The organism is Ruegeria sp. ABM4_193 (assembly GCF_056158705.1).
Window position 1 is genome coordinate 2,966,761 of sequence record NZ_JBSWTT010000001.1, and the last position, 17,287, is coordinate 2,984,047.

At 57.4% G+C, this 17,287-nt stretch carries 19 protein-coding genes; 11 read left to right on the forward strand and 8 right to left on the reverse strand.

The features are described 5' to 3' along the window. Nucleotides 1–284 precede the first annotated feature (284 nt). The 11 genes from rpmH to ACXADZ_RS14855 all read left to right on the forward strand — a co-directional run bounded on the left by rpmH (nucleotide 285) and on the right by ACXADZ_RS14855 (nucleotide 9,130). On the forward strand, nucleotides 285–419 hold the full coding sequence (rpmH, locus tag ACXADZ_RS14805; protein ID WP_005980833.1) for a 50S ribosomal protein L34: 135 nt from the start codon (nucleotides 285–287) through the stop codon (nucleotides 417–419). A 25-nt stretch (nucleotides 420–444) separates the two neighbouring features. Continuing rightward, nucleotides 445–870 (forward strand): ribonuclease P protein component, encoded by a 426-nt coding sequence (rnpA, locus tag ACXADZ_RS14810; protein ID WP_171672764.1) that lies wholly within the window; start codon nucleotides 445–447, stop codon nucleotides 868–870. Further along, complete coding sequence (gene yidD / locus ACXADZ_RS14815; RefSeq protein ID WP_171091944.1) at nucleotides 867–1,112, forward strand: membrane protein insertion efficiency factor YidD; 246 nt, start codon at nucleotides 867–869, stop codon at nucleotides 1,110–1,112. The genes rnpA and yidD overlap by 4 nt, the downstream gene beginning before the upstream one ends. Nucleotides 1,113–1,168: 56 nt before the next feature. Next, complete coding sequence (gene ttcA / locus ACXADZ_RS14820) at nucleotides 1,169–2,062, forward strand: tRNA 2-thiocytidine(32) synthetase TtcA (RefSeq protein WP_475197489.1); 894 nt, start codon at nucleotides 1,169–1,171, stop codon at nucleotides 2,060–2,062. Between the two features lie 44 nt (nucleotides 2,063–2,106). Beyond that, nucleotides 2,107–3,663 carry a putative bifunctional diguanylate cyclase/phosphodiesterase gene (locus ACXADZ_RS14825; RefSeq protein ID WP_475197492.1) on the forward strand — a complete coding sequence of 519 codons (1,557 nt, stop codon included), beginning with the start codon at nucleotides 2,107–2,109 and terminating at the stop codon, nucleotides 3,661–3,663. A 126-nt stretch (nucleotides 3,664–3,789) separates the two neighbouring features. After that, nucleotides 3,790–5,619: a membrane protein insertase YidC gene (gene yidC / locus ACXADZ_RS14830; RefSeq protein ID WP_475197493.1), complete on the forward strand. Its 1,830-nt coding sequence runs from the start codon at nucleotides 3,790–3,792 to the stop codon at nucleotides 5,617–5,619. Beyond that, the gene (locus ACXADZ_RS14835) at nucleotides 5,616–6,353 is read left to right on the forward strand and encodes an MOSC domain-containing protein (RefSeq protein ID WP_475197495.1); all 738 of its coding nucleotides are present in this window, start codon (nucleotides 5,616–5,618) and stop codon (nucleotides 6,351–6,353) included. Before yidC ends, ACXADZ_RS14835 begins: the two co-directional genes overlap by 4 nt. Beyond that, on the forward strand, nucleotides 6,350–7,003 hold the full coding sequence (gene yihA, locus ACXADZ_RS14840; RefSeq protein ID WP_475197498.1) for a ribosome biogenesis GTP-binding protein YihA/YsxC: 654 nt from the start codon (nucleotides 6,350–6,352) through the stop codon (nucleotides 7,001–7,003). The genes ACXADZ_RS14835 and yihA overlap by 4 nt, the downstream gene beginning before the upstream one ends. Nucleotides 7,004–7,063: 60 nt before the next feature. After that, the gene (gene argB / locus ACXADZ_RS14845) at nucleotides 7,064–7,927 is read left to right on the forward strand and encodes an acetylglutamate kinase (protein ID WP_171675617.1); all 864 of its coding nucleotides are present in this window, start codon (nucleotides 7,064–7,066) and stop codon (nucleotides 7,925–7,927) included. A 22-nt stretch (nucleotides 7,928–7,949) separates the two neighbouring features. Beyond that, entirely contained in the window at nucleotides 7,950–8,636 is a 687-nt protein-coding gene (locus ACXADZ_RS14850; RefSeq protein WP_475197502.1) for a ferredoxin, read from the forward strand. Continuing rightward, complete coding sequence (locus ACXADZ_RS14855) at nucleotides 8,633–9,130, forward strand: SixA phosphatase family protein (RefSeq protein ID WP_475197504.1); 498 nt, start codon at nucleotides 8,633–8,635, stop codon at nucleotides 9,128–9,130. Before ACXADZ_RS14850 ends, ACXADZ_RS14855 begins: the two co-directional genes overlap by 4 nt. A gap of 45 nt (nucleotides 9,131–9,175) precedes the next feature. Here ACXADZ_RS14855 and ACXADZ_RS14860 read toward each other — a convergent pair whose 3' ends face one another. The 8 genes from ACXADZ_RS14860 to ACXADZ_RS14895 all read right to left on the reverse strand — a co-directional run bounded on the left by ACXADZ_RS14860 (nucleotide 9,176) and on the right by ACXADZ_RS14895 (nucleotide 17,208). After that, a complete protein-coding gene (locus ACXADZ_RS14860) occupies nucleotides 9,176–9,967 on the reverse strand; it encodes an amino acid ABC transporter ATP-binding protein (protein WP_171091963.1) in 792 nt (263 codons plus the stop codon). A 12-nt stretch (nucleotides 9,968–9,979) separates the two neighbouring features. After that, nucleotides 9,980–11,278 carry an amino acid ABC transporter permease gene (locus tag ACXADZ_RS14865; RefSeq protein WP_171091965.1) on the reverse strand — a complete coding sequence of 433 codons (1,299 nt, stop codon included), beginning with the start codon at nucleotides 11,276–11,278 and terminating at the stop codon, nucleotides 9,980–9,982. A 3-nt stretch (nucleotides 11,279–11,281) separates the two neighbouring features. Beyond that, complete coding sequence (locus tag ACXADZ_RS14870) at nucleotides 11,282–12,514, reverse strand: amino acid ABC transporter permease (RefSeq protein ID WP_171091967.1); 1,233 nt, start codon at nucleotides 12,512–12,514, stop codon at nucleotides 11,282–11,284. Nucleotides 12,515–12,636: 122 nt separating this feature from the next. Continuing rightward, complete coding sequence (locus tag ACXADZ_RS14875; RefSeq protein ID WP_475197508.1) at nucleotides 12,637–13,653, reverse strand: amino acid ABC transporter substrate-binding protein; 1,017 nt, start codon at nucleotides 13,651–13,653, stop codon at nucleotides 12,637–12,639. 205 nt (nucleotides 13,654–13,858) lie between these two features. Next, nucleotides 13,859–14,566 (reverse strand): ATP12 family chaperone protein, encoded by a 708-nt coding sequence (locus tag ACXADZ_RS14880; protein ID WP_475197510.1) that lies wholly within the window; start codon nucleotides 14,564–14,566, stop codon nucleotides 13,859–13,861. Between the two features lie 3 nt (nucleotides 14,567–14,569). Beyond that, nucleotides 14,570–15,241 (reverse strand): HAD-IA family hydrolase, encoded by a 672-nt coding sequence (locus tag ACXADZ_RS14885; protein ID WP_475197512.1) that lies wholly within the window; start codon nucleotides 15,239–15,241, stop codon nucleotides 14,570–14,572. After that, nucleotides 15,238–16,281, reverse strand: a complete 1,044-nt coding sequence (locus ACXADZ_RS14890) for an RluA family pseudouridine synthase (protein ID WP_171186686.1) — start codon at nucleotides 16,279–16,281, stop codon at nucleotides 15,238–15,240. Before ACXADZ_RS14890 ends, ACXADZ_RS14885 begins: the two co-directional genes overlap by 4 nt. 120 nt (nucleotides 16,282–16,401) lie before the next feature. After that, a complete protein-coding gene (locus ACXADZ_RS14895; RefSeq protein ID WP_475197514.1) occupies nucleotides 16,402–17,208 on the reverse strand; it encodes a crotonase/enoyl-CoA hydratase family protein in 807 nt (268 codons plus the stop codon). Between the last annotated feature and the right edge of the window lie 79 nt (nucleotides 17,209–17,287).

Here is a 17,287-nt window from a genome sequence, read left to right on the forward strand (position 1 = left end):
TTCTTTCTGCTTCATCTTGTGCTCAAGATGCGCTGCCGGGCGGTCCAGCAACAGGGGGATCACGGGGCCTTGATCTTTGTGGCCCCGAATGTGAGAGATTCCTTCGATATTTGGGTGTTTTGAAATCTTTTCGCCTTTGCGGTTACAGAATTGTTGCAAAAGGAGCGAAAACCCGGTTGTTGGGGTTTGACTTACCCCCCGCTTAGCAGTAGAGGACGGGCTTCGAACACTAGGGCCAGGCGAATCCGCGCCGCACCCGACCGCTATAGATTGGAGACGGAGCGATGAAACGCACCTATCAGCCTTCGAACCTGGTTCGCAAACGCCGCCACGGTTTCCGCGCGCGCATGGCCACCAAGGCCGGCCGCAAGATCCTGAACGCACGCCGCGCACGCGGCCGCAAATCGCTGAGCGCGTAAACCGCTCACCGATCAGGTTATGAACATGACGCCGCCGGAGGCCCCTGTGGATGGTAAACACCACCCCGGGAACATGCCCCCGGCGGCGTCCGTTTGTGCGCCGGTCTCTTTGACTGTTCTTAAAAATCGATCAGACTTCCTGAAAGCAGCACGAGCGCGGCGGCAAGGCACATCTTCCATGATGGTGCAGGCCCGTAAGCGCGCGCCCGACGAAGCCTGCGGCATTCGCGTTGGTTTCACCTGCTCGAAAAAAGTGGGCAACGCAGTCGCGCGCAACCGTGCAAAGCGCCGACTGCGCGAGGCTGCGCGGGCCATTTTGCCCGAGGCGGGCCGCGATGGCTGGGATTACGTTCTGATCGGCCGCGCCGAAGTCACGGCCAACCGCCCATACGACGCACTGTTAGGCGACTTGCGCTATGCATTGCGCAAGGTACACGCTTCGGGCAAATGACCCTTCTGTCCCATATCGTCGCCCTGCCCGTTCGGGCGTACCGGCTGATCTTCAGCCCCTGGGTTGGGTTTAACTGCCGTTACCAGCCAACATGTTCAGCCTATGCCCTTGAAGCGCTGGAGAAACACGGTGCGATCAAAGGGACATGGCTGGCCGCGCGTCGGATCGGGCGCTGTCATCCGTGGGGTGGCGACGGTTATGATCCGGTCCCCGACTCCGATACCTCGACTGACAAGGACTAGACCCGGCGTTCAGTGACCATCTTGCCCGGTTGCGTCATCTGCTGTAGGGGCAGCGCATGTTTGATGATGCAGACGATATCCACCCGCTGTTTGCTGGCGCGCCCTCGACCACCGAGTTCAAGAAGCTGCGCAAACGCATCGTGCGCCAAACCCGTGAAGCGATCGAGCAATACGGGATGGTGGACCCGTCAGCACATGACAAAGACGGCAAACCCCCGCGCTGGTTGATCTGCCTGTCAGGCGGCAAGGACAGTTACACGCTGCTGGCCGTTCTTTATGAACTCAAATGGCGCGGCTTGCTGCCCGTCGATCTGCTGGCTTGCAACCTGGATCAAGGCCAACCCGGCTTTCCCGCGACAGTCCTGCCAGAGTTTTTGGATCGCATGGGTGTGCCACACCGGATCGAGTATCAGGACACTTATTCCGTTGTGATGGACAAGGTCCCGCAAGGCCGAACCTATTGCGCGCTGTGTTCACGCCTGCGCCGCGGCAACTTGTATCGCATCGCGCGGGAAGAAGGGTGTTCTGCCGTCGTACTGGGCCATCATCGCGACGACATTCTTGAGACGTTCTTCATGAACCTCTTCCATGGCGGCCGCTTGGCCACCATGCCGCCAAAGCTGGTGAATGAAGAGGGCGATCTGTTCGTCTTCCGCCCGCTTGCCCATGTCGCGGAAGCCGATTGCGAGAAATTCGCCAACGCGATGCAATACCCGATCATCCCCTGCGACCTGTGCGGCAGTCAGGACGGGCTGCAGCGCCAACAGGTGAAACAAATTCTTGATCAATGGGAAAAAAACAGTCCCGGTCGGCGTCAGGTCATGTTCCGCGCGTTAACAAATGCGCGTCCTTCGCATCTTTTGGACGCAAAACTGTTTGATTTCCTTAACCTTTCAATAAATTCTGACGAAAAAACTACTGTCTCGGATGGAATTCCACAGCTGCGTTAACGACTGACTCAGACTGGTTTCCTAGGCTCGGTGGGGTGTCATTCATGCCCAAGGCCCAAAGCACGATGCGGAACCACTCTACCTTCGACCGTTTCATTCAATCATTGAAACCCATTCTGAACGGCCCAGCTGCACTTGCGTTTATTCCGGCACTCAGTCTGGGCGCATTCTGGCTTGGGGGCGAACGCGCCTTGGTTTCGATGGCATTGGGCCTGCCTCTGGCCGTCGCCGGACTCGGGGCGTTTTCGAACACCCGGTCCAGTCCTCGACGCAGGTCTGCGACTGGACTTTTGTCAAACGATCACTTTGCATCCGCGCTGACCGAGGTGTTTGCCGAAACCCGTCGCACGGGTGAAGACTCTGCGTGTTTTGCCGTGGTTCTGGATGATTACACCGCGTTGCTCGATCTTCACGGGCAGGCCGCCGCGAACCATGTCGCCCAGCAATTTTATGCACGTGTCATGTCCATGATCCGCACCAGCGACTGTGCAACGCAAATTGGCGAAAACAAGGTGATGGTGGTCCTGCGCCCTGCCAGACAACTGGACCTTGAAACCTGCATCCAGATGTCAGGCCGAATGCAATCGGCCATTGAAGAACCTATCATGCTAAATGGTACAGGCGTTTATATGTCATGTTCCATCGGGTTCTGCTTGAGCAGTAGCTTCCCTGAAGGATCGGCCATTGACTGGCGTGACGCTGCAAACAATGCCTTGCTTGAGGCACAGCAAAACGGGCCTTCCACGATACGCGCCTTCTCGTCTGCGACCCGGCGGCGCGCTCTGGTGCGTACCAATCTGCGCAAAGAATTCGAAACCGCCTTGGACAGCGGCGAAATTCGCCCATGGTTTCAGCCTCAGATTTCGACCGACACCGGGCGCGTTACCGGTTTCGAGGCGCTGGCCCGGTGGGAGCATCCCCAAAAGGGGATTCTGGGGCCTAACGTCTTTCTGCCGTTTGCCGAACACGCCGATCTGATGGGTCGGTTGGGGCAAACCGTGCGGCATTATGCTTTTTCAGCTATGCGTAACTGGGATCAATCAAGTTTTCACGTACCGCGTATCGGGGTCAATTTCTCTTCGGATGAATTGCGAGACCCGGGCCTGATCGACCGCTTGAAATGGGAGCTGGATCAATTCGACCTGACGCCCGACAGGCTGGCTGTCGAAGTGCTTGAAACCGTTTTCTCTCGTCGACCAGACGATGTCATCACCCGCAATGTTACTGGATTGGCTGCAATGGGATGCTGCATTGATTTGGATGACTTTGGAACCGGCCATGCATCGATCGCGTCCATCAAGCGGTTTCACGTGTCGCGCATTAAGATCGACCGTTCCTTTGTCACTAAAGCCGATCAAGACCCCAGCCAACAGCAGCTTGCCAGCGCCATTCTGACCATGGCTGAACGCTTGAATCTGGAAACGTTAGCCGAAGGCGTCGAAACCCCGGGCGAGCATGCACTCATGGCGCAATTGGGTTGCGATCACGTTCAGGGCTTTGGCATTGGCAAGCCCATGCCTTTCGAAAAAACCAAGGACTGGATCACGTCATATCGCAGCAAATTGGATGGTGTGCCCAAAATTGGACGGGAAACAGGTTAAAGAACACTGAATTGAGGCAAAGAAGACCAGTACGTGACGAAATGACGGGCGATTCCGCTTGACCTTTGGGCCCGCACTCTGTTGAACCCTGCGGGTGTCTTTCACTGCTCAAGGTGGCTGTCCCCGATGGACGATCAGAACAAGAATCTCATCCTCGCAACTGCGCTCAGCTTTCTCGTGATCCTGGTCTGGTTTGTGCTGTTCCCTCCGCCGGAACCAACACCCGCACCGGAACAGGCTGAAATTGCCAGCGCCGAAGGCAATGAGGTTCAGGCTCCAAGCGCTGCTGATACGGGCACTGTAGGAGAAGCAACTGCGGCCGCGACAGAAGCAGAGCCCGAGGCCCAGGCGCCACGGATCAACATCGACACGCCGCGCCTGACCGGCAGCCTTTCACTGGCTGGTGGGCGCATCGATGAGCTGTCGCTGAAGGACTACAAGGTCTCTCTGGCAGACGATTCTCCAATTGTCGAACTGCTGTCGCCGGTGGGGACCGAGTCAGCTTATTATGCCCTGTACGGCTGGGCCCCCGGTGCTGGCCTAAGTGGCGCGGACGTTCCCGGCCCCAACACCATCTGGTCCGTTGAGCAGGGCGAGACCCTTGGCGTTGACAGCCCTGTGACGCTTGTTTGGGACAATGGTAACGGTCTGACCTTCCGCCGCACCATTTCGGTGGATGAGAACTATATGTTCAGCGTTACGCAGTCGGTCGAAAACGCCACGGAGGCCGAGGTTGGAATGGCCCCATACGGCATCCTGGCGCGCCACGGCATCGGCGAAGACGGTGATCTGCCTGGTCTGAAAAACTTCTTCATTCTGCATGAGGGTGTTATCGGCATGGCTGACGGCACCCTTACAGAAGTGGACTATGGCGACGTACGTGATTTCGACATCGACCCGAACGAGCGCGCGCAGGCCGAGGTTTATCAGGTCAAGGAAAACGGCTGGATCGGATTTACCGATCACTACTGGATGACCACTCTGATCCCTGACCCGGGATCCGCATTCAAAGCTGCGGCCAAATATGACTCGCGCCGCAAGATCTATCAGACAGAAACGGTTCTGCCGACGCTGACCGTAGCGCCGGGTGCGACCGAGCAGGTCTCAACACGTCTATTTGCCGGTGCAAAAGAATGGGAAGCCATTCAGGAATACCAGTCAGAAGGTGTTCAGAAATTCATCGACAGCATTGATTGGGGCTGGTTCTTCTTCCTGACCAAGCCAATTTTTTGGCTGCTGCACAACATCAACGTGCTGATTGGCAACATGGGTTGGTCGATCATCGGCCTGACGCTGATCATCAAGGCGATCCTGTTCCCGCTGGCGTTCAAATCCTACGTCTCGATGGCGAAGATGAAGGAACTGCAGCCGCAGATGGAGGCCCTGAAAGAGGCCGCTGGCGACGACCGTCAGAAGATGCAGCAAGGCATGATGGAACTGTACAAGAAGGAAAAGGTGAACCCGGCTGCGGGCTGTTTGCCGATCCTGTTGCAGATCCCGATCTTCTTCTCGCTGTATAAAGTGATCTTTGTCACAATCGAACTGCGTCAGGCCCCTTGGTTCGGCCCGTTCCAGGACCTGAGCGCACCGGATCCGACCTCGATCTTCAACTTCTTTGGCTGGCTGCCGTGGGCCGCACCCGCGCCCGAAAGCTTCATGGCGCTGATCTTCATCGGTATTCTGCCGCTCTTGCTGGGTATCTCGATGTGGCTGCAGCAAAAGCTGAACCCGGCACCAACTGACGCTACACAAGCGATGATCTTTGCCTGGATGCCTTGGGTCTTCATGTTCATGCTGGGCGGTTTCGCCAGCGGTCTGGTTGTCTACTGGATTGCGAACAACACGATCACGTTCACGCAGCAATATCTGATCATGCGCAGTCAGGGCTATACCCCGGACGTGTTCGGGAACATAAAGTCCGGCTTCAAAAAGACGCCGAAGACGGACAACAAATGAGCGGCACAGTCTCAAACCTCTGGCGTCACCCGATCAAAAGCCACGGTCGAGAAGCGCTGAGCCAAGTCACAGTCATCCCCGGGCAGACCATGCCCGGGGATCGCGTTTGGGCGGTGGCTCATGAGGCGGCCAAGACAGATGGTTCGGACTGGGCTCCTTGTTCGAATTTCAGCCGCGTTGCAAAGGCCCCCGAGCTGGCGGCGATCTCGGCCGAGTTGCTTGAAGAGCAAGTGACACTCCGCCACCCCAACCGACCTGATCTGCAATTTGCGCCGGATACCGAACAAGAGGTTTTTCTGGATTGGGTGAAGCCGTTGATGCCAGCGGACCGCGCAGCATCCGCCCGAATTGTCCGGGTTCCAGGACGTGGCATGACGGATAGCGATTTCCCATCCATCAGCCTGTGCAATATGGCATCCCACCGCGCGGTCGAGCAAAAGCTAGGACAATCGCTGTCCACCATCCGCTGGCGCGGGAACATCTGGTTTGACGGTCTGCCCTTGTGGGAAGAGTTTGACTGGCTGGGGCGCGACGTCCGCATTGGGCAGGCCGTGTTCCGTATCCGCGAACGCATTACCCGCTGCATGGCCACCACCGCCAACCCTGACACAGGCACGCGAGACGCGAATACTCTGGGTGCGCTGAGCAATTGGGGCCATCAGGATTTCGGTGTTTACGCCGAAGTCATTCAGGGTGGTGAAGTCCGCCTGAATGATGAGGTGCGCGTGCTATGACATCGCTTCCGTTTCCACTGGCTGAAGAGCCGGATGATTTTTCCAAAGAACGCGGGCGCAAGCTGTTTGCGGGCCCTTCTGAATTTGTCAAAGGCGTGGTCGTCATGAACGGCCTGCCCGCCCCCGATCGGCTGGAGGTCTGCTTTGCAGGCCGGTCAAATGTCGGCAAGTCCAGCCTGATCAACGCGTTGACCGGCACCAAGGGTTTGGCGCGCGCCTCGAACACGCCCGGTCGCACGCAAGAGATCAACTTTTTCACCCAAGGCCCCGAGCTTTATCTGGTGGACCTACCCGGCTATGGCTACGCCAACGCCCCGCTGAAAGTGGTGGAGAAGTGGCAGAAGTTGCTGAAACAGTATCTCAGTGGTCGCCAGACCTTGCGTCGCGCCTTTGTGCTGATCGATGCGCGCCACGGCGTGAAACCGGTTGATGCCGAGATCATGAAACTGCTGGACACCAGTGCCGTGACATTTCAATGCGTTCTGACCAAGTCGGACAAGGTCAAGGCCAAGGAACGCGAAAAGGTGCTGGACCAAACACGCGCCGCCCTGTCCAAGCACCCCGCAGCTTTCCCGGAAATCGTGCTGACCTCTTCCGAGAAAGGCGACGGTATCGCAACCCTGCGGTCCATCATTGCGCATCTGGAATAGCTTCACACTTGGCAGGGCCGGGCAAAGGCCCTAACACAGGTCTCCAAAGGGACTTTAGCCATGAAGACAAGAGATATGAACCGGGACTGGATCGCCACCGCAGCCACACTCAACAGCGCTCTGCCCTATCTGCAGCGCTATGACGGGGCCATTGTCGTCATCAAGCTGGGCGGTCACGCGATGGGCAGTGATGAGGCAATGGAAAGCTTCGCCCGTGACGTGGTTCTGATGCGTCAGGTTGGGGTTAACCCCGTGGTTGTGCATGGGGGCGGTCCGATGATCAACTCTATGTTGGACAAGCTGGATATCCAGTCCGAATTCGTGAACGGCAAGCGTGTAACAGATACGGCCACCGTTGAAGTGGTCGAGATGGTTTTGTCCGGGTTGGTAAACAAGCGCATTGTCCAGGCGATCAACGATCAGGGCGGCTCGGCAGTCGGCCTGTCTGGCAAGGACGCAAACCTGATGGTGTGCGACCAAACCGACGCATCGCTGGGGTTTGTTGGCACCCCTGCCGAAATGAATCCCAAAATCCTGCAAGACCTGTTCTCGCATGATGTGATCCCGGTGATTGCTCCGTTGGGTGCAGGTCGCAATGGTGAAACGTTCAACGTCAATGGCGATACGGCGGCGGGCGCAATTGCTTCAGCCCTGAAAGCAGACCGTCTGCTGCTGCTGACCGATGTCTCAGGCGTCAAGAATGCCGCCGGAGATGTTGTGACCGAACTAAAGGCCGGGCAAATTCGCGAAATGACCCGCGAGGGCACGATTGCAGGCGGCATGATCCCCAAAACTGAAACTGCTCTGGATGCCTTGCACAGCGGCGTCCGGGCCGTGGTGATCTTGGACGGGCGCGCGCCGAATGCTGTATTGCTTGAGCTGTTCACGGAACACGGGGCCGGATCGCTGATACGGCCGGACTGACCCGTTTGAGGAAGGAAAAAACATGTCCAACCTTACGCAGCCTTCCTCTGACCAAAATGCAGTATCCTATGACCACATCGTTGAATCGGCTCATCGTGAGGGGCTGATTGTTATGGGGGCTCTGCATCCCCGTAAGACAGACGCCAAACAGCTTGATACAGGCACGCTGGTCCTTTTGGGGGCCGGAGGGGACTTTTGGCGAGCCTTGAAGGCATCCCCCGAGTGGGGTGCCCCGGACCCGGTTGACCGTTGGTCGACCAGAGTGATTGGTGGGATGGCCCAGAAACTTGGTGCCGAAGTCTATTTCCCTTTTGGCGAGCCGCCTTATGCCCCTTTCATCGACTGGGCCCTGAAATCGGGGCGGACCTTCAGCAGCTCGGTGGGTGCATTGGTGCACGATACCGTTGGCATGATGATCTCATATCGCGGTGCACTACATTTTAACGACGAATTCGACATCCCGAACACAACCGGGCAATCCCCTTGCACCACTTGTGACGCGCCCTGCACGCGAACCTGCCCCGTCGGAGCCCTGAACGCGCAAGAGTTCTATGACGTTTCGGCCTGCCACAGCCATTTGGATACGTCCCAAGGACAGACCTGCATGACTGGTGGGTGTCTTGCCCGGCTTGCCTGCCCTCTTAGCGCGGGCGCGGGGCGTACATCAGAACAGTCAGCCCATCACATGAGGTCGTTCCACCCGTCATGACCCGCACATTGATCCTGACACGCCACGCCAAATCCAGTTGGGAAAACCCGATGCTGGACGACCATGCGCGTCCACTGAACAAGCGCGGGCGCAAGTCAGCCCCCGCAATTGCCAAATGGCTGCGCGTTCATGGATGGGCGCCGGACGAAGTACTGAGTTCAAACTCGGCCCGAACTCGCGAAACCTGGGACAGGATGGGCATGACAGCTGAGCATGTCCGCTTTCAGGATGCGCTTTATCTGGCGAGTCCCGACCAGATGTTACGCCAGCTGTTTGATGCGAAGGGTCAAACCGTTTTGATGCTGGGACACAATCCGGGGATTGCCCAGTTCGCGCAGCAATTGGTTCAGGATGCCCCGAAACATCCGCGGTTTCTGGATTATCCAACCTGCGCGACAACCGTCATAGAATTTGACGTTGACAGTTGGGCCGAACTTCAAAGGCACAGCGGGACGGTTCTTGGCTTCGTCATTCCGCGCGAATTGCCGGAATAGAAAAAGGCGGGGCAACACCCCGCCTTCCTTTTGGTTTCAACTCGCTTAGTGACCCAGAATCTGGCTGAGGAACAGCTTGGTCCGTTCGCTTTGTGGGTTGTTGAAGAACTCTTCCGGTTCGTTCTGTTCCACGATCTGGCCGGCATCCATAAAGATCACGCGGTTGGCGACCTGACGGGCAAATCCCATCTCGTGGGTCACACACAGCATGGTCATGCCTTCTTCGGCCAGTTCGATCATGGTGTCGAGCACCTCTTTGATCATCTCGGGGTCCAGCGCCGATGTCGGTTCGTCGAACAACATGATCCGCGGCATCATGCACAGCGAACGGGCAATCGCCACACGCTGCTGCTGACCACCGGACAACTGACCGGGGTACTTCAAAGCCTGATCGGGGATCTTCACCTTCTCAAGGAAGTGCATCGCGCGCTCTTCAGCCTCTTTCTTGGGCGTCTTGCGCACCCAGATCGGGGCCAGCGTGCAGTTTTCCAGAATGGTCAGATGCGGGAACAGGTTGAAGTGCTGAAACACCATGCCAACCTCAGACCGGATCTTGTCGATGTTTTTCAGGTCATTCGACAGCTCGATCCCGTCCACGACGATCTTGCCCTGCTGGTGTTCTTCCAGCGCGTTCAGGCAGCGGATCAGCGTGGATTTACCCGAACCCGACGGGCCCGCGATAACAATCCGCTCGCCCTGATTGACGGTCAGATTGATGTCGCGCAGCACGTGGAACGAGCCGTACCACTTATTCATGCCGTTGATTTCGATGGCGACCTCGTCGCTCACCTGCATTTTGGAGCGGTCGATTTCGCGGTCAATTGCAAGTTCAGACATGTGTTGAACTCCTTAACGATGATCTGTGGCAAGGCGACGCTCGAGCCACTGAGAATATTGAGAGATGCCGTAACAGACGACGAAGAACAGAAGCGCGGCAAAGCCCAGAAGCTCCCAATAGACGCCGTTCCATTCGGTCGACGCCAGGATGGGACCCCGGATCATGCCCACCAGATCGAACATCGAGATGACCGATACCAGTGTGGTGTCCTTGAACAGGCCCACGGCCACGTTCACGATCCCGGGGATCGAGATCTTCAGAGCCTGCGGTAGGATGATCAGCCGCATCGCCTGCGGGTAATCCAGACCCAGACTGTCTGCTGCTTCGTATTGTCCACGCGGAAGCGCTGCCAGACCGCCGCGGATCACCTCGGCGATATAGGCGGCTGAGAACATGGTGATCATGATCACAACGCGCAGGAACAGGTCGACTGTGCTGTCAGGCGGGAAGAAATACGCCAGCATCACCGAAGCCACAAACAGCAGCGTGATCAAAGGCACGCCACGGATGAATTCGATGAAGATAACGCAGACCCATTTGATCAGCGGCATGTTCGACTGACGACCCAAGGCCAGCGCGATGCCCAGCGGCACGGACAGAGACACACAGGTCACGCCCAACATCATGTTCAGCATGAAGCCACCCAGATCACGGCTGGGGACCGCTATGAGCCATGCATTCTCGGATGCGTCTTCGGGGATCAGTGCTCCGCCGACGTTCCAAATGACCAGCGCAGTCACGATGGCGCCAAAGAACCCGGCAGCGAAGCTGTTGTTGCCCAGCTTCTGGAACACAGCACCCGCAGCGATGAAACCAACCAGCGCCACCAGAGGAACCAGGATCGTGCCCCCCCAGATCAGCCAGAAGGCCACAAACGGATAGACAGCCGTAAACAACAGCATCTTGCGTGGCAGGTCAAAGAACAACACCGGAGCAAGGGCGACCAGCATCAGCACAAAGGCCAGGTTCGGTCTCCAATAAGCTTCGGCAGGGTATTTGAAGCCATAGATCAGCTGGGGCCAGCGTTCCGTCAGAACCGCGAAACAGGCACCAGTCTTGCCGTCTAGGATTTCACGACATTCCGCCAAAGAGTTGGCATTCCACACCCCGTTCAAAATCCACGGCAACGTGTTTTTCAACAGAATGTAGATCAGCACCAGCGACAGCACCGTCAGGATGGTGTTTGTCACGCCCGAGAAGAGGTTCTCGCGCAGCCATTTGACCACTCCGACTTCATTTGCCGGTGGCGGTGAAGGCGGGATAGTGCCTTCGGCCACAAAGGCGATCGGGTTTGTTGTTTGATCACTCATGGCTCAGCGCTCCTTCAACTTAACGGAGGCGTTGTAGATGTTCATCCCCATCGAAATCAGCAACGAAGCTGTGAGGTAGAACAACATCAGCAACAGAACGCACTCGATCGCGCGACCGGTCTGGTTCAGTGTGATGCCGCCTAGGGTCGCGGTGATATCCGCATAGCCAACGGCAATTGCCAACGACGAGTTTTTGGTGATGTTCAGATATTGCGAAATCAGCGGCGGAATGATGACCCGCAGCGCCTGAGGCAGAACAACAAGGTTCATAATCCGCCCTGGACGCAGGCCCAACGCGGCCGCAGCCTCAGTTTGGCCTTTGCTGATCGCCTGAATACCCGCGCGCACGTTCTCTGCGATAAATGCGCCAGTGTAGATAGACAGGGCAAACCACAGCGCAATCAGCGGACCGCCAACCTTGATGCCACCACTAAAGTTGAAGCCTTTCAGAGCGGGAATATCCCAAGTCAGCCCCATAATCAGCATCAACGCAGCAAAAGGCACCAGCCATACTGCCAACTTGACCAAAAACGTCTTCGGGCGCTCGCCGGTTTCTTCCTGTTTCAGCGTTGCACGTTTTTCAATCTCGCGCGATGCAAACCACGAGCCGATCAGGACGACAATCACCAGCAACCAGTTCAAAATGGTTGCGCCAAACAGACCGTTTGTGAATTCGGGACGAGGAATGTAAACACCCCGGTTGGTAAAGGCGAAGGCGTCGAACAGCATGCTGGATGTGGCGTCATCGCCCCGGAACGCACGTGGCGCTGGCAGCACTGCGGTCATGACGGTGAAGATTATGATGATCCAGATCAGAACCGGAATGTTCCGGAAGATCTCGACATAGACCGCCATCAGCTTCGAAACCAACCAGTTGTTCGAAAGCCGCAGAACACCCGCGATCACGCCGAACACCGTGGCGGTAATACACGCCAGAAATGCCACCAGAAGCGTGTTGAGAATACCAACAACAGCCGCTCGCCCGTGACTGGACTGGCTGTCATATTCGATCAGACGCTGGTTGATGTCATACCCGGAGGGGTCGCCCAAAAACGAGTAAGAAATGTTGAGCCCTGCGGCCCGAAGGTTCTGGATCAGGTTGTTTCCGAGATACCAGATGGAAAGCGCAATAACGATCGCCGCGATCACCTGAAACGTCAGGGAGCGATAGCGGGTGTCGTTAATGAGCATGGACAACCGAAAGTCAGCTTTCGGCGGATCAGTCATAGTCGACATATTTTGAAATCCCCGTAGCGTGCGGTTTTTTTGTCTTGGCGGGTTTGTCCCCGCTCTGCATGTTCCCGCAGCTCTTTGATGTGAAGAGGGCGCAGGTTGCCCTGCGCCCTTCTCCGTAGGTTTTAGCGGAACGGCGGCGAGTACAGCAGGCCGCCTTCGGTCCACTGTGCGTTCAGACCGCGTGCCAGACCAATCGGTGTCTCTTCACCGATGTTTTTGGCGAATACTTCACCATAGTTGCCACCCGCTTTGATGGCTTTGGCCGCCCAGTCAGCGTCCAGACCCAGCATCTCACCCAGAGTACCTTCGGTACCCAGCAGGCGGTTGATTTCCGGGTTGTCGGTGCCGGCGCTCAGCTCATCGATGTTGGCCGAGGTCACACCCAGTTCTTCTGCAGTGATCAGCGCGTTCAGAGTCCAGCGCACAACGTCACCCCACTCGTGGTCGCCGTGACGAACCAGCGGGCCCAGAGGCTCTTTCGAGATGATTTCGGGCAGCAGAACGTGCTCGTCCGGTGCTTCAAACGTGGCGCGTGTCGCAGCCAGACCCGATGCGTCGGTGGTGTAAACGTCACATGAGCCAGCCAGATATTGCTGCTGAGCTTCGGCGTTGGTTTCGATTGGAACCGGCTCGTAGCTGATGTTGTTCGAGCGGAAGAAGTCCGCCAGGTTCAGCTCGGTTGTGGTACCGGTCTGGATGCAGACGGTTGCGCCATCCAGTTCCTTGGCAGAGCTTACGCCCAGCGCCTTGGGAACCATGAAGCCCTGACCGTCATAGTAGTTTACGCCGGTGAATTCGAACTTCAGGTCGACGTCGCGGCTGAAGGTCCAGGTTGTGTTACGGGCCAGCATGTCGATTTCGCCAGAAGCCAGCGCGGTAAAGCGTGTCTTACCGGTGGTGGGAACAAACTCAACAGCGTTTGCATCGCCCAGAACAGCAGCAGCAACAGCACGGCACAGCGATACATCAAAGCCTTGCCATTCACCATTTGCGTCGGGTGCAGCAAAGCCAACCAGACCGGTGGTCACACCACAGTTCAGCTTGCCGCGCGCTTTAACGTCGTCAACGGTCCCTGCCGCGGCTGCGCCAGCTGCAAGACCGGCAATCGTTGCCGCGCCCAAGATTACGGATTTTTTCATTTTTACCTCTTCCTGATTTTCCACCTCTTACGAGGCGGCTCTGCCCGGCAAGTGGATGCCGGAAAGGTTACCCCAAAGGTGTCTCCCCTTTAGTGGGACTGAGTTTGGGCGTATTCATAAACAAACGTCAAGGGGCCGATCATCGAAATCGATGGTTCATGCACCAAGGTCTTTTAACATTTGCCCAAATATCAGGAAATAAGGCTCAAACCGACATATCAAAGAAGCGTTTTGCGTGCAAAAACGCGATCCTTTTGGTTTCGGCAACCGCATGGGCCTCGTCATCATGACCCCATTGTTCGATCTGCCACGTTTCGTCCAGTCGCGAAATGCGCCATATCTCGTCCGGTTCGCGCCAATCCATGGCTGCGGCAAAGCCGAGAATCAATGACCCTGACAAGCTGACCAGGTCGTGGAAAGCCGCCAGTTGAAACGAATCCAACGCGTGAACGCGCGCGCGCAGTGTCTCAAGAGCAGGGTCAGCTTGCGGTTTGTGCAGCACCCCAGCGACCGGCACCAGACGCGCCGACAAGGTTGCCGCGGCCCAGTCAAGGGCGGGGTCCCATTCGGCGCTTTGGCGGTTTTGCAGCTCTTGCGGGTGCGTCGCCCGGTAACACAGCAGATCTGAATCACCATAATCCGCAAGCATGTCCGCCACCTCGGCGTGTTGAATGCGCACTTTGTCGATTGCAGCATTGGCAGAACGGGTGAACGGCATTGAGGCTGGATCAACCTCTTTGTCCTGTGCGTCCCATTCAGCAGCAACGGCGTCGGCCATGGCGCGGGTCGGCAGGACCAACCCTTCTTTGGCAGGTGTTTTGACGCGCCGACCGTCCAATTCAACCGTAAACCCGCCATCAGTTTCAACAACGGCACTTTCTTTCCAAAAGCGTTTTGGTTTCCAGTCGCTCATATTCTAGTTCCATATTCCAGCCAGCGCCGTGGGCAACTGGTTAAACGTCTCGATTAAACATGTGGCCGAAGCCAAAGCCGAGCGATCATGGTATCCCCAAGTCACCCCAATTCCGCGCACACCCGCTGCGGCAGCCATATCCATGTCAAAGCTTGTGTCACCAATCATCACAGCACAATCCGGATCAATACCGGTTTCCAACAAAGCGGTTTGCACCATCGACGGGTGCGGCTTGGAGGGGTGATGATCTGCAACCTGACGTGTGACGAAGTAAGCCTCCAACCCGTGCGCCTCGATCAACGCATCAAGACCGCGCTGCGATTTTCCGGTGGCTACTCCCAAAAGCACTTCGGGCACTGCGTGTAACGCTTCAATCGCCTCACGTGCGCCGGGATAAAGCGGTGAACTGGCCGCCCCCAGATCCAGCCGATGTGCGTGGTAAGCCTCTTTGTACCCTTCGACCAGATCACTCTGGACCAAGGATGGTTGATCCGGTGCCAGTCGCGCAATGGCGTGTGGCAAGGACAGACCAACAATCGAAAGGATCGCGTCGCGCGACGGGATAGGCACCGAAGCCGCCTGAAAGCTGGTTGTCATGGAGTGAACGATACTGCCCTGACTGTCGACCAATGTGCCGTCGACATCGAACAGAACCAGCCGTAAGGGTGCGCTCATTGCAGATCCTCAAACGGATCGTCAGCAGCCAGATCTTCGGTCCATCCAAACGTATCCCAGCTGTGCTTCATATGATCCGGCAAAGGTGCCGTGACTGTCACAGGCTTGCGGGTCATCGGGTGTTGAAACGACAGTCGCCGGGCGTGTAGGTGCAGCTTTTTACTAATGATCCCGCCCAGTTGAGCGCCCCAGCCGTCGCCAAGGTTTTCCTGACCCGAGCCGCCGTATTTACCATCCCCGATAATCGGATGCCCTATCGCAGCCATGTGGGCCCGCAGCTGATGCGTCCGTCCGGTGATCGGCTCCATTGCAACCCATGCAGCACGGCCGGCGACACGGTAGAGAGTCGCATAATGCGTATGCGCGCGTTTGGCGCCCGGTGTGCTGTCGATCTCGTTCATATGCACGGGGATCATCTTTTCGCCCTCGCCGTGCTTGCCATGACCGGGCGCTTTCACAAGGCCCGTCTTGATCTCACCCAAATATGGCGTCGGAACACCGGCAACCAGCGCCCAATAAATCTTGCGTGTGTCGCGGTGACGGAAAGCGGCCGTCAGACCCTTGGCGGCCTCACGCGTGCGCGCCAGCAGCAGAACACCAGACGTATCTTTGTCCAGGCGATGGACCAGACGCGGGTTCTCCTCATAACCGAACCGCAGTGCTTCGGACAGGCTGTCGACATGGCGGGTCTGCCCGCTTCCGCCCTGAACCGGCAGGCCCTGCGGCTTGTTGAGCGCCAGAATGTGATCATCGCGGTAGATCACACAGGACTGAATCATCTTGGCATCGGCATCCGAGATACGATGTTTGACCTCAGCCGGTTTATGATCCGCGTCAGGCAAAGGCGGCACACGCACCACTTGCCCAACCTCCAGCCGGGTCGAGGCTTTGGCGCGGCTGCCATCGACACGCAGTTCACCCTTGCGGCACATCTTTTCAATGCGGCCCTGACTGACATGCGGAAAAAGACGGCGCAGCCAGCGGTCAACGCGCTGATCGCCATCCCCTTCAGCGACTGTAATCATCTGTACGCCACTCATGCCATTAACCCTTGCACCGCGCGAGTGAGCCGCCCGGATTGCACCTTTGTCCGTGTCCCAGAAATCATGGGCGTCTGTCGCGCGCAATGCACCAAGAGTCAAGGTATCTGGTCGTTGCGATCAGATGTTCGAGAAATCCCCGTGCCGCCCCGCCCCGTCCCGGAAACGCCCCGCGCCCGAGGTTCCTTCCCGACGGATCGCCTCCAATCCGTTGGCCCATTCCACCTTGAGCGCCTCGCGCACCGGCATACCCCGCGTTTCGATGATCGAACGGCGGTCAGCCCGCACAGCCTCTTGCGGAAAACGTGCAATTTCATGGGCCATTTCTTCAGCTGCAGAACGCGCTTCACCCTGCGGGACAATTTTTTCCGCCAGCCTGATGCGATAACACTCCTCAGCCTCGACTTTCCGACCCGTCAAGGCGATCTCCAGCGCTTTGCCCTGCCCCACCAAACGCGGCAACCGGACCGAGCCGCCATCCATCAGGGTAATCCCCCAGCGGCGACAATAAACACCCAGATATGCCGTTTCCGCCATCACACGGATGTCGCACCAAAGGGCAAGCTCCATGCCTCCGGCCACGGCTGCACCCTCAATCGCGCCGATGACCGGTTTCGAAAGCTCCAGCCGGGACGGTCCCATCGGCCCTAGCGTCGAAGTGGCTGAACCTATTGGAAAGGTATGTTTGTCGAAATAAGCCTCACGCAGTTCAGGATCGGCTAGCGTGGCGGCGAGTTTCAGATCCCAGCCCGCGCAGAAATTGCCACCCTTGCCCCAGAACACAGCGGTTTTGGCAGAACTGGCTTCAAAACTCAGGAATGCGTCAACCAGAGCCACGGCGTGTTCCGTATCAACGGCATTCCGAGCATCCGGCCTGTCATGGATGATGGTCCAGACGTCTTGGGTCTTTTCAATTGAAACCGGCATTTCCCGTCCTCCCTTGCTGGTATTGACCCAAGGGAAGCGTTCAATTGCGAACCTGTCGCCTGTGACGCGGCGGCATGTT

Bases quoted from the DNA above. Each gene is read 5' to 3' on its own strand.
- yidD (WP_171091944.1), top strand. From the start codon at position 867: ATGACCCTTCTGTCCCATATCGTCGCCCTGCCCGTTCGGGCGTACCGG.
- ACXADZ_RS14880 (WP_475197510.1), bottom strand. From the start codon at position 14,566: ATGAGCGACTGGAAACCAAAACGCTTTTGGAAAGAAAGTGCCGTTGTT.
- ACXADZ_RS14860 (WP_171091963.1), bottom strand. From the start codon at position 9,967: ATGTCTGAACTTGCAATTGACCGCGAAATCGACCGCTCCAAAATGCAG.
- ACXADZ_RS14850 (WP_475197502.1), top strand. From the start codon at position 7,950: ATGTCCAACCTTACGCAGCCTTCCTCTGACCAAAATGCAGTATCCTAT.
- rpmH (WP_005980833.1), top strand. From the start codon at position 285: ATGAAACGCACCTATCAGCCTTCGAACCTGGTTCGCAAACGCCGCCAC.
- rnpA (WP_171672764.1), top strand. From the start codon at position 445: ATGACGCCGCCGGAGGCCCCTGTGGATGGTAAACACCACCCCGGGAAC.
- ACXADZ_RS14870 (WP_171091967.1), bottom strand. From the start codon at position 12,514: ATGTCGACTATGACTGATCCGCCGAAAGCTGACTTTCGGTTGTCCATG.
- ACXADZ_RS14890 (WP_171186686.1), bottom strand. From the start codon at position 16,281: ATGAGTGGCGTACAGATGATTACAGTCGCTGAAGGGGATGGCGATCAG.
- ACXADZ_RS14825 (WP_475197492.1), top strand. From the start codon at position 2,107: ATGCCCAAGGCCCAAAGCACGATGCGGAACCACTCTACCTTCGACCGT.
- ACXADZ_RS14885 (WP_475197512.1), bottom strand. From the start codon at position 15,241: ATGAGCGCACCCTTACGGCTGGTTCTGTTCGATGTCGACGGCACATTG.
- ACXADZ_RS14855 (WP_475197504.1), top strand. From the start codon at position 8,633: ATGACCCGCACATTGATCCTGACACGCCACGCCAAATCCAGTTGGGAA.
- argB (WP_171675617.1), top strand. From the start codon at position 7,064: ATGAAGACAAGAGATATGAACCGGGACTGGATCGCCACCGCAGCCACA.
- ACXADZ_RS14875 (WP_475197508.1), bottom strand. From the start codon at position 13,653: ATGAAAAAATCCGTAATCTTGGGCGCGGCAACGATTGCCGGTCTTGCA.
- yidC (WP_475197493.1), top strand. From the start codon at position 3,790: ATGGACGATCAGAACAAGAATCTCATCCTCGCAACTGCGCTCAGCTTT.
- ACXADZ_RS14895 (WP_475197514.1), bottom strand. From the start codon at position 17,208: ATGCCGGTTTCAATTGAAAAGACCCAAGACGTCTGGACCATCATCCAT.
- yihA (WP_475197498.1), top strand. From the start codon at position 6,350: ATGACATCGCTTCCGTTTCCACTGGCTGAAGAGCCGGATGATTTTTCC.
- ttcA (WP_475197489.1), top strand. From the start codon at position 1,169: ATGTTTGATGATGCAGACGATATCCACCCGCTGTTTGCTGGCGCGCCC.
- ACXADZ_RS14835 (WP_475197495.1), top strand. From the start codon at position 5,616: ATGAGCGGCACAGTCTCAAACCTCTGGCGTCACCCGATCAAAAGCCAC.
- ACXADZ_RS14865 (WP_171091965.1), bottom strand. From the start codon at position 11,278: ATGAGTGATCAAACAACAAACCCGATCGCCTTTGTGGCCGAAGGCACT.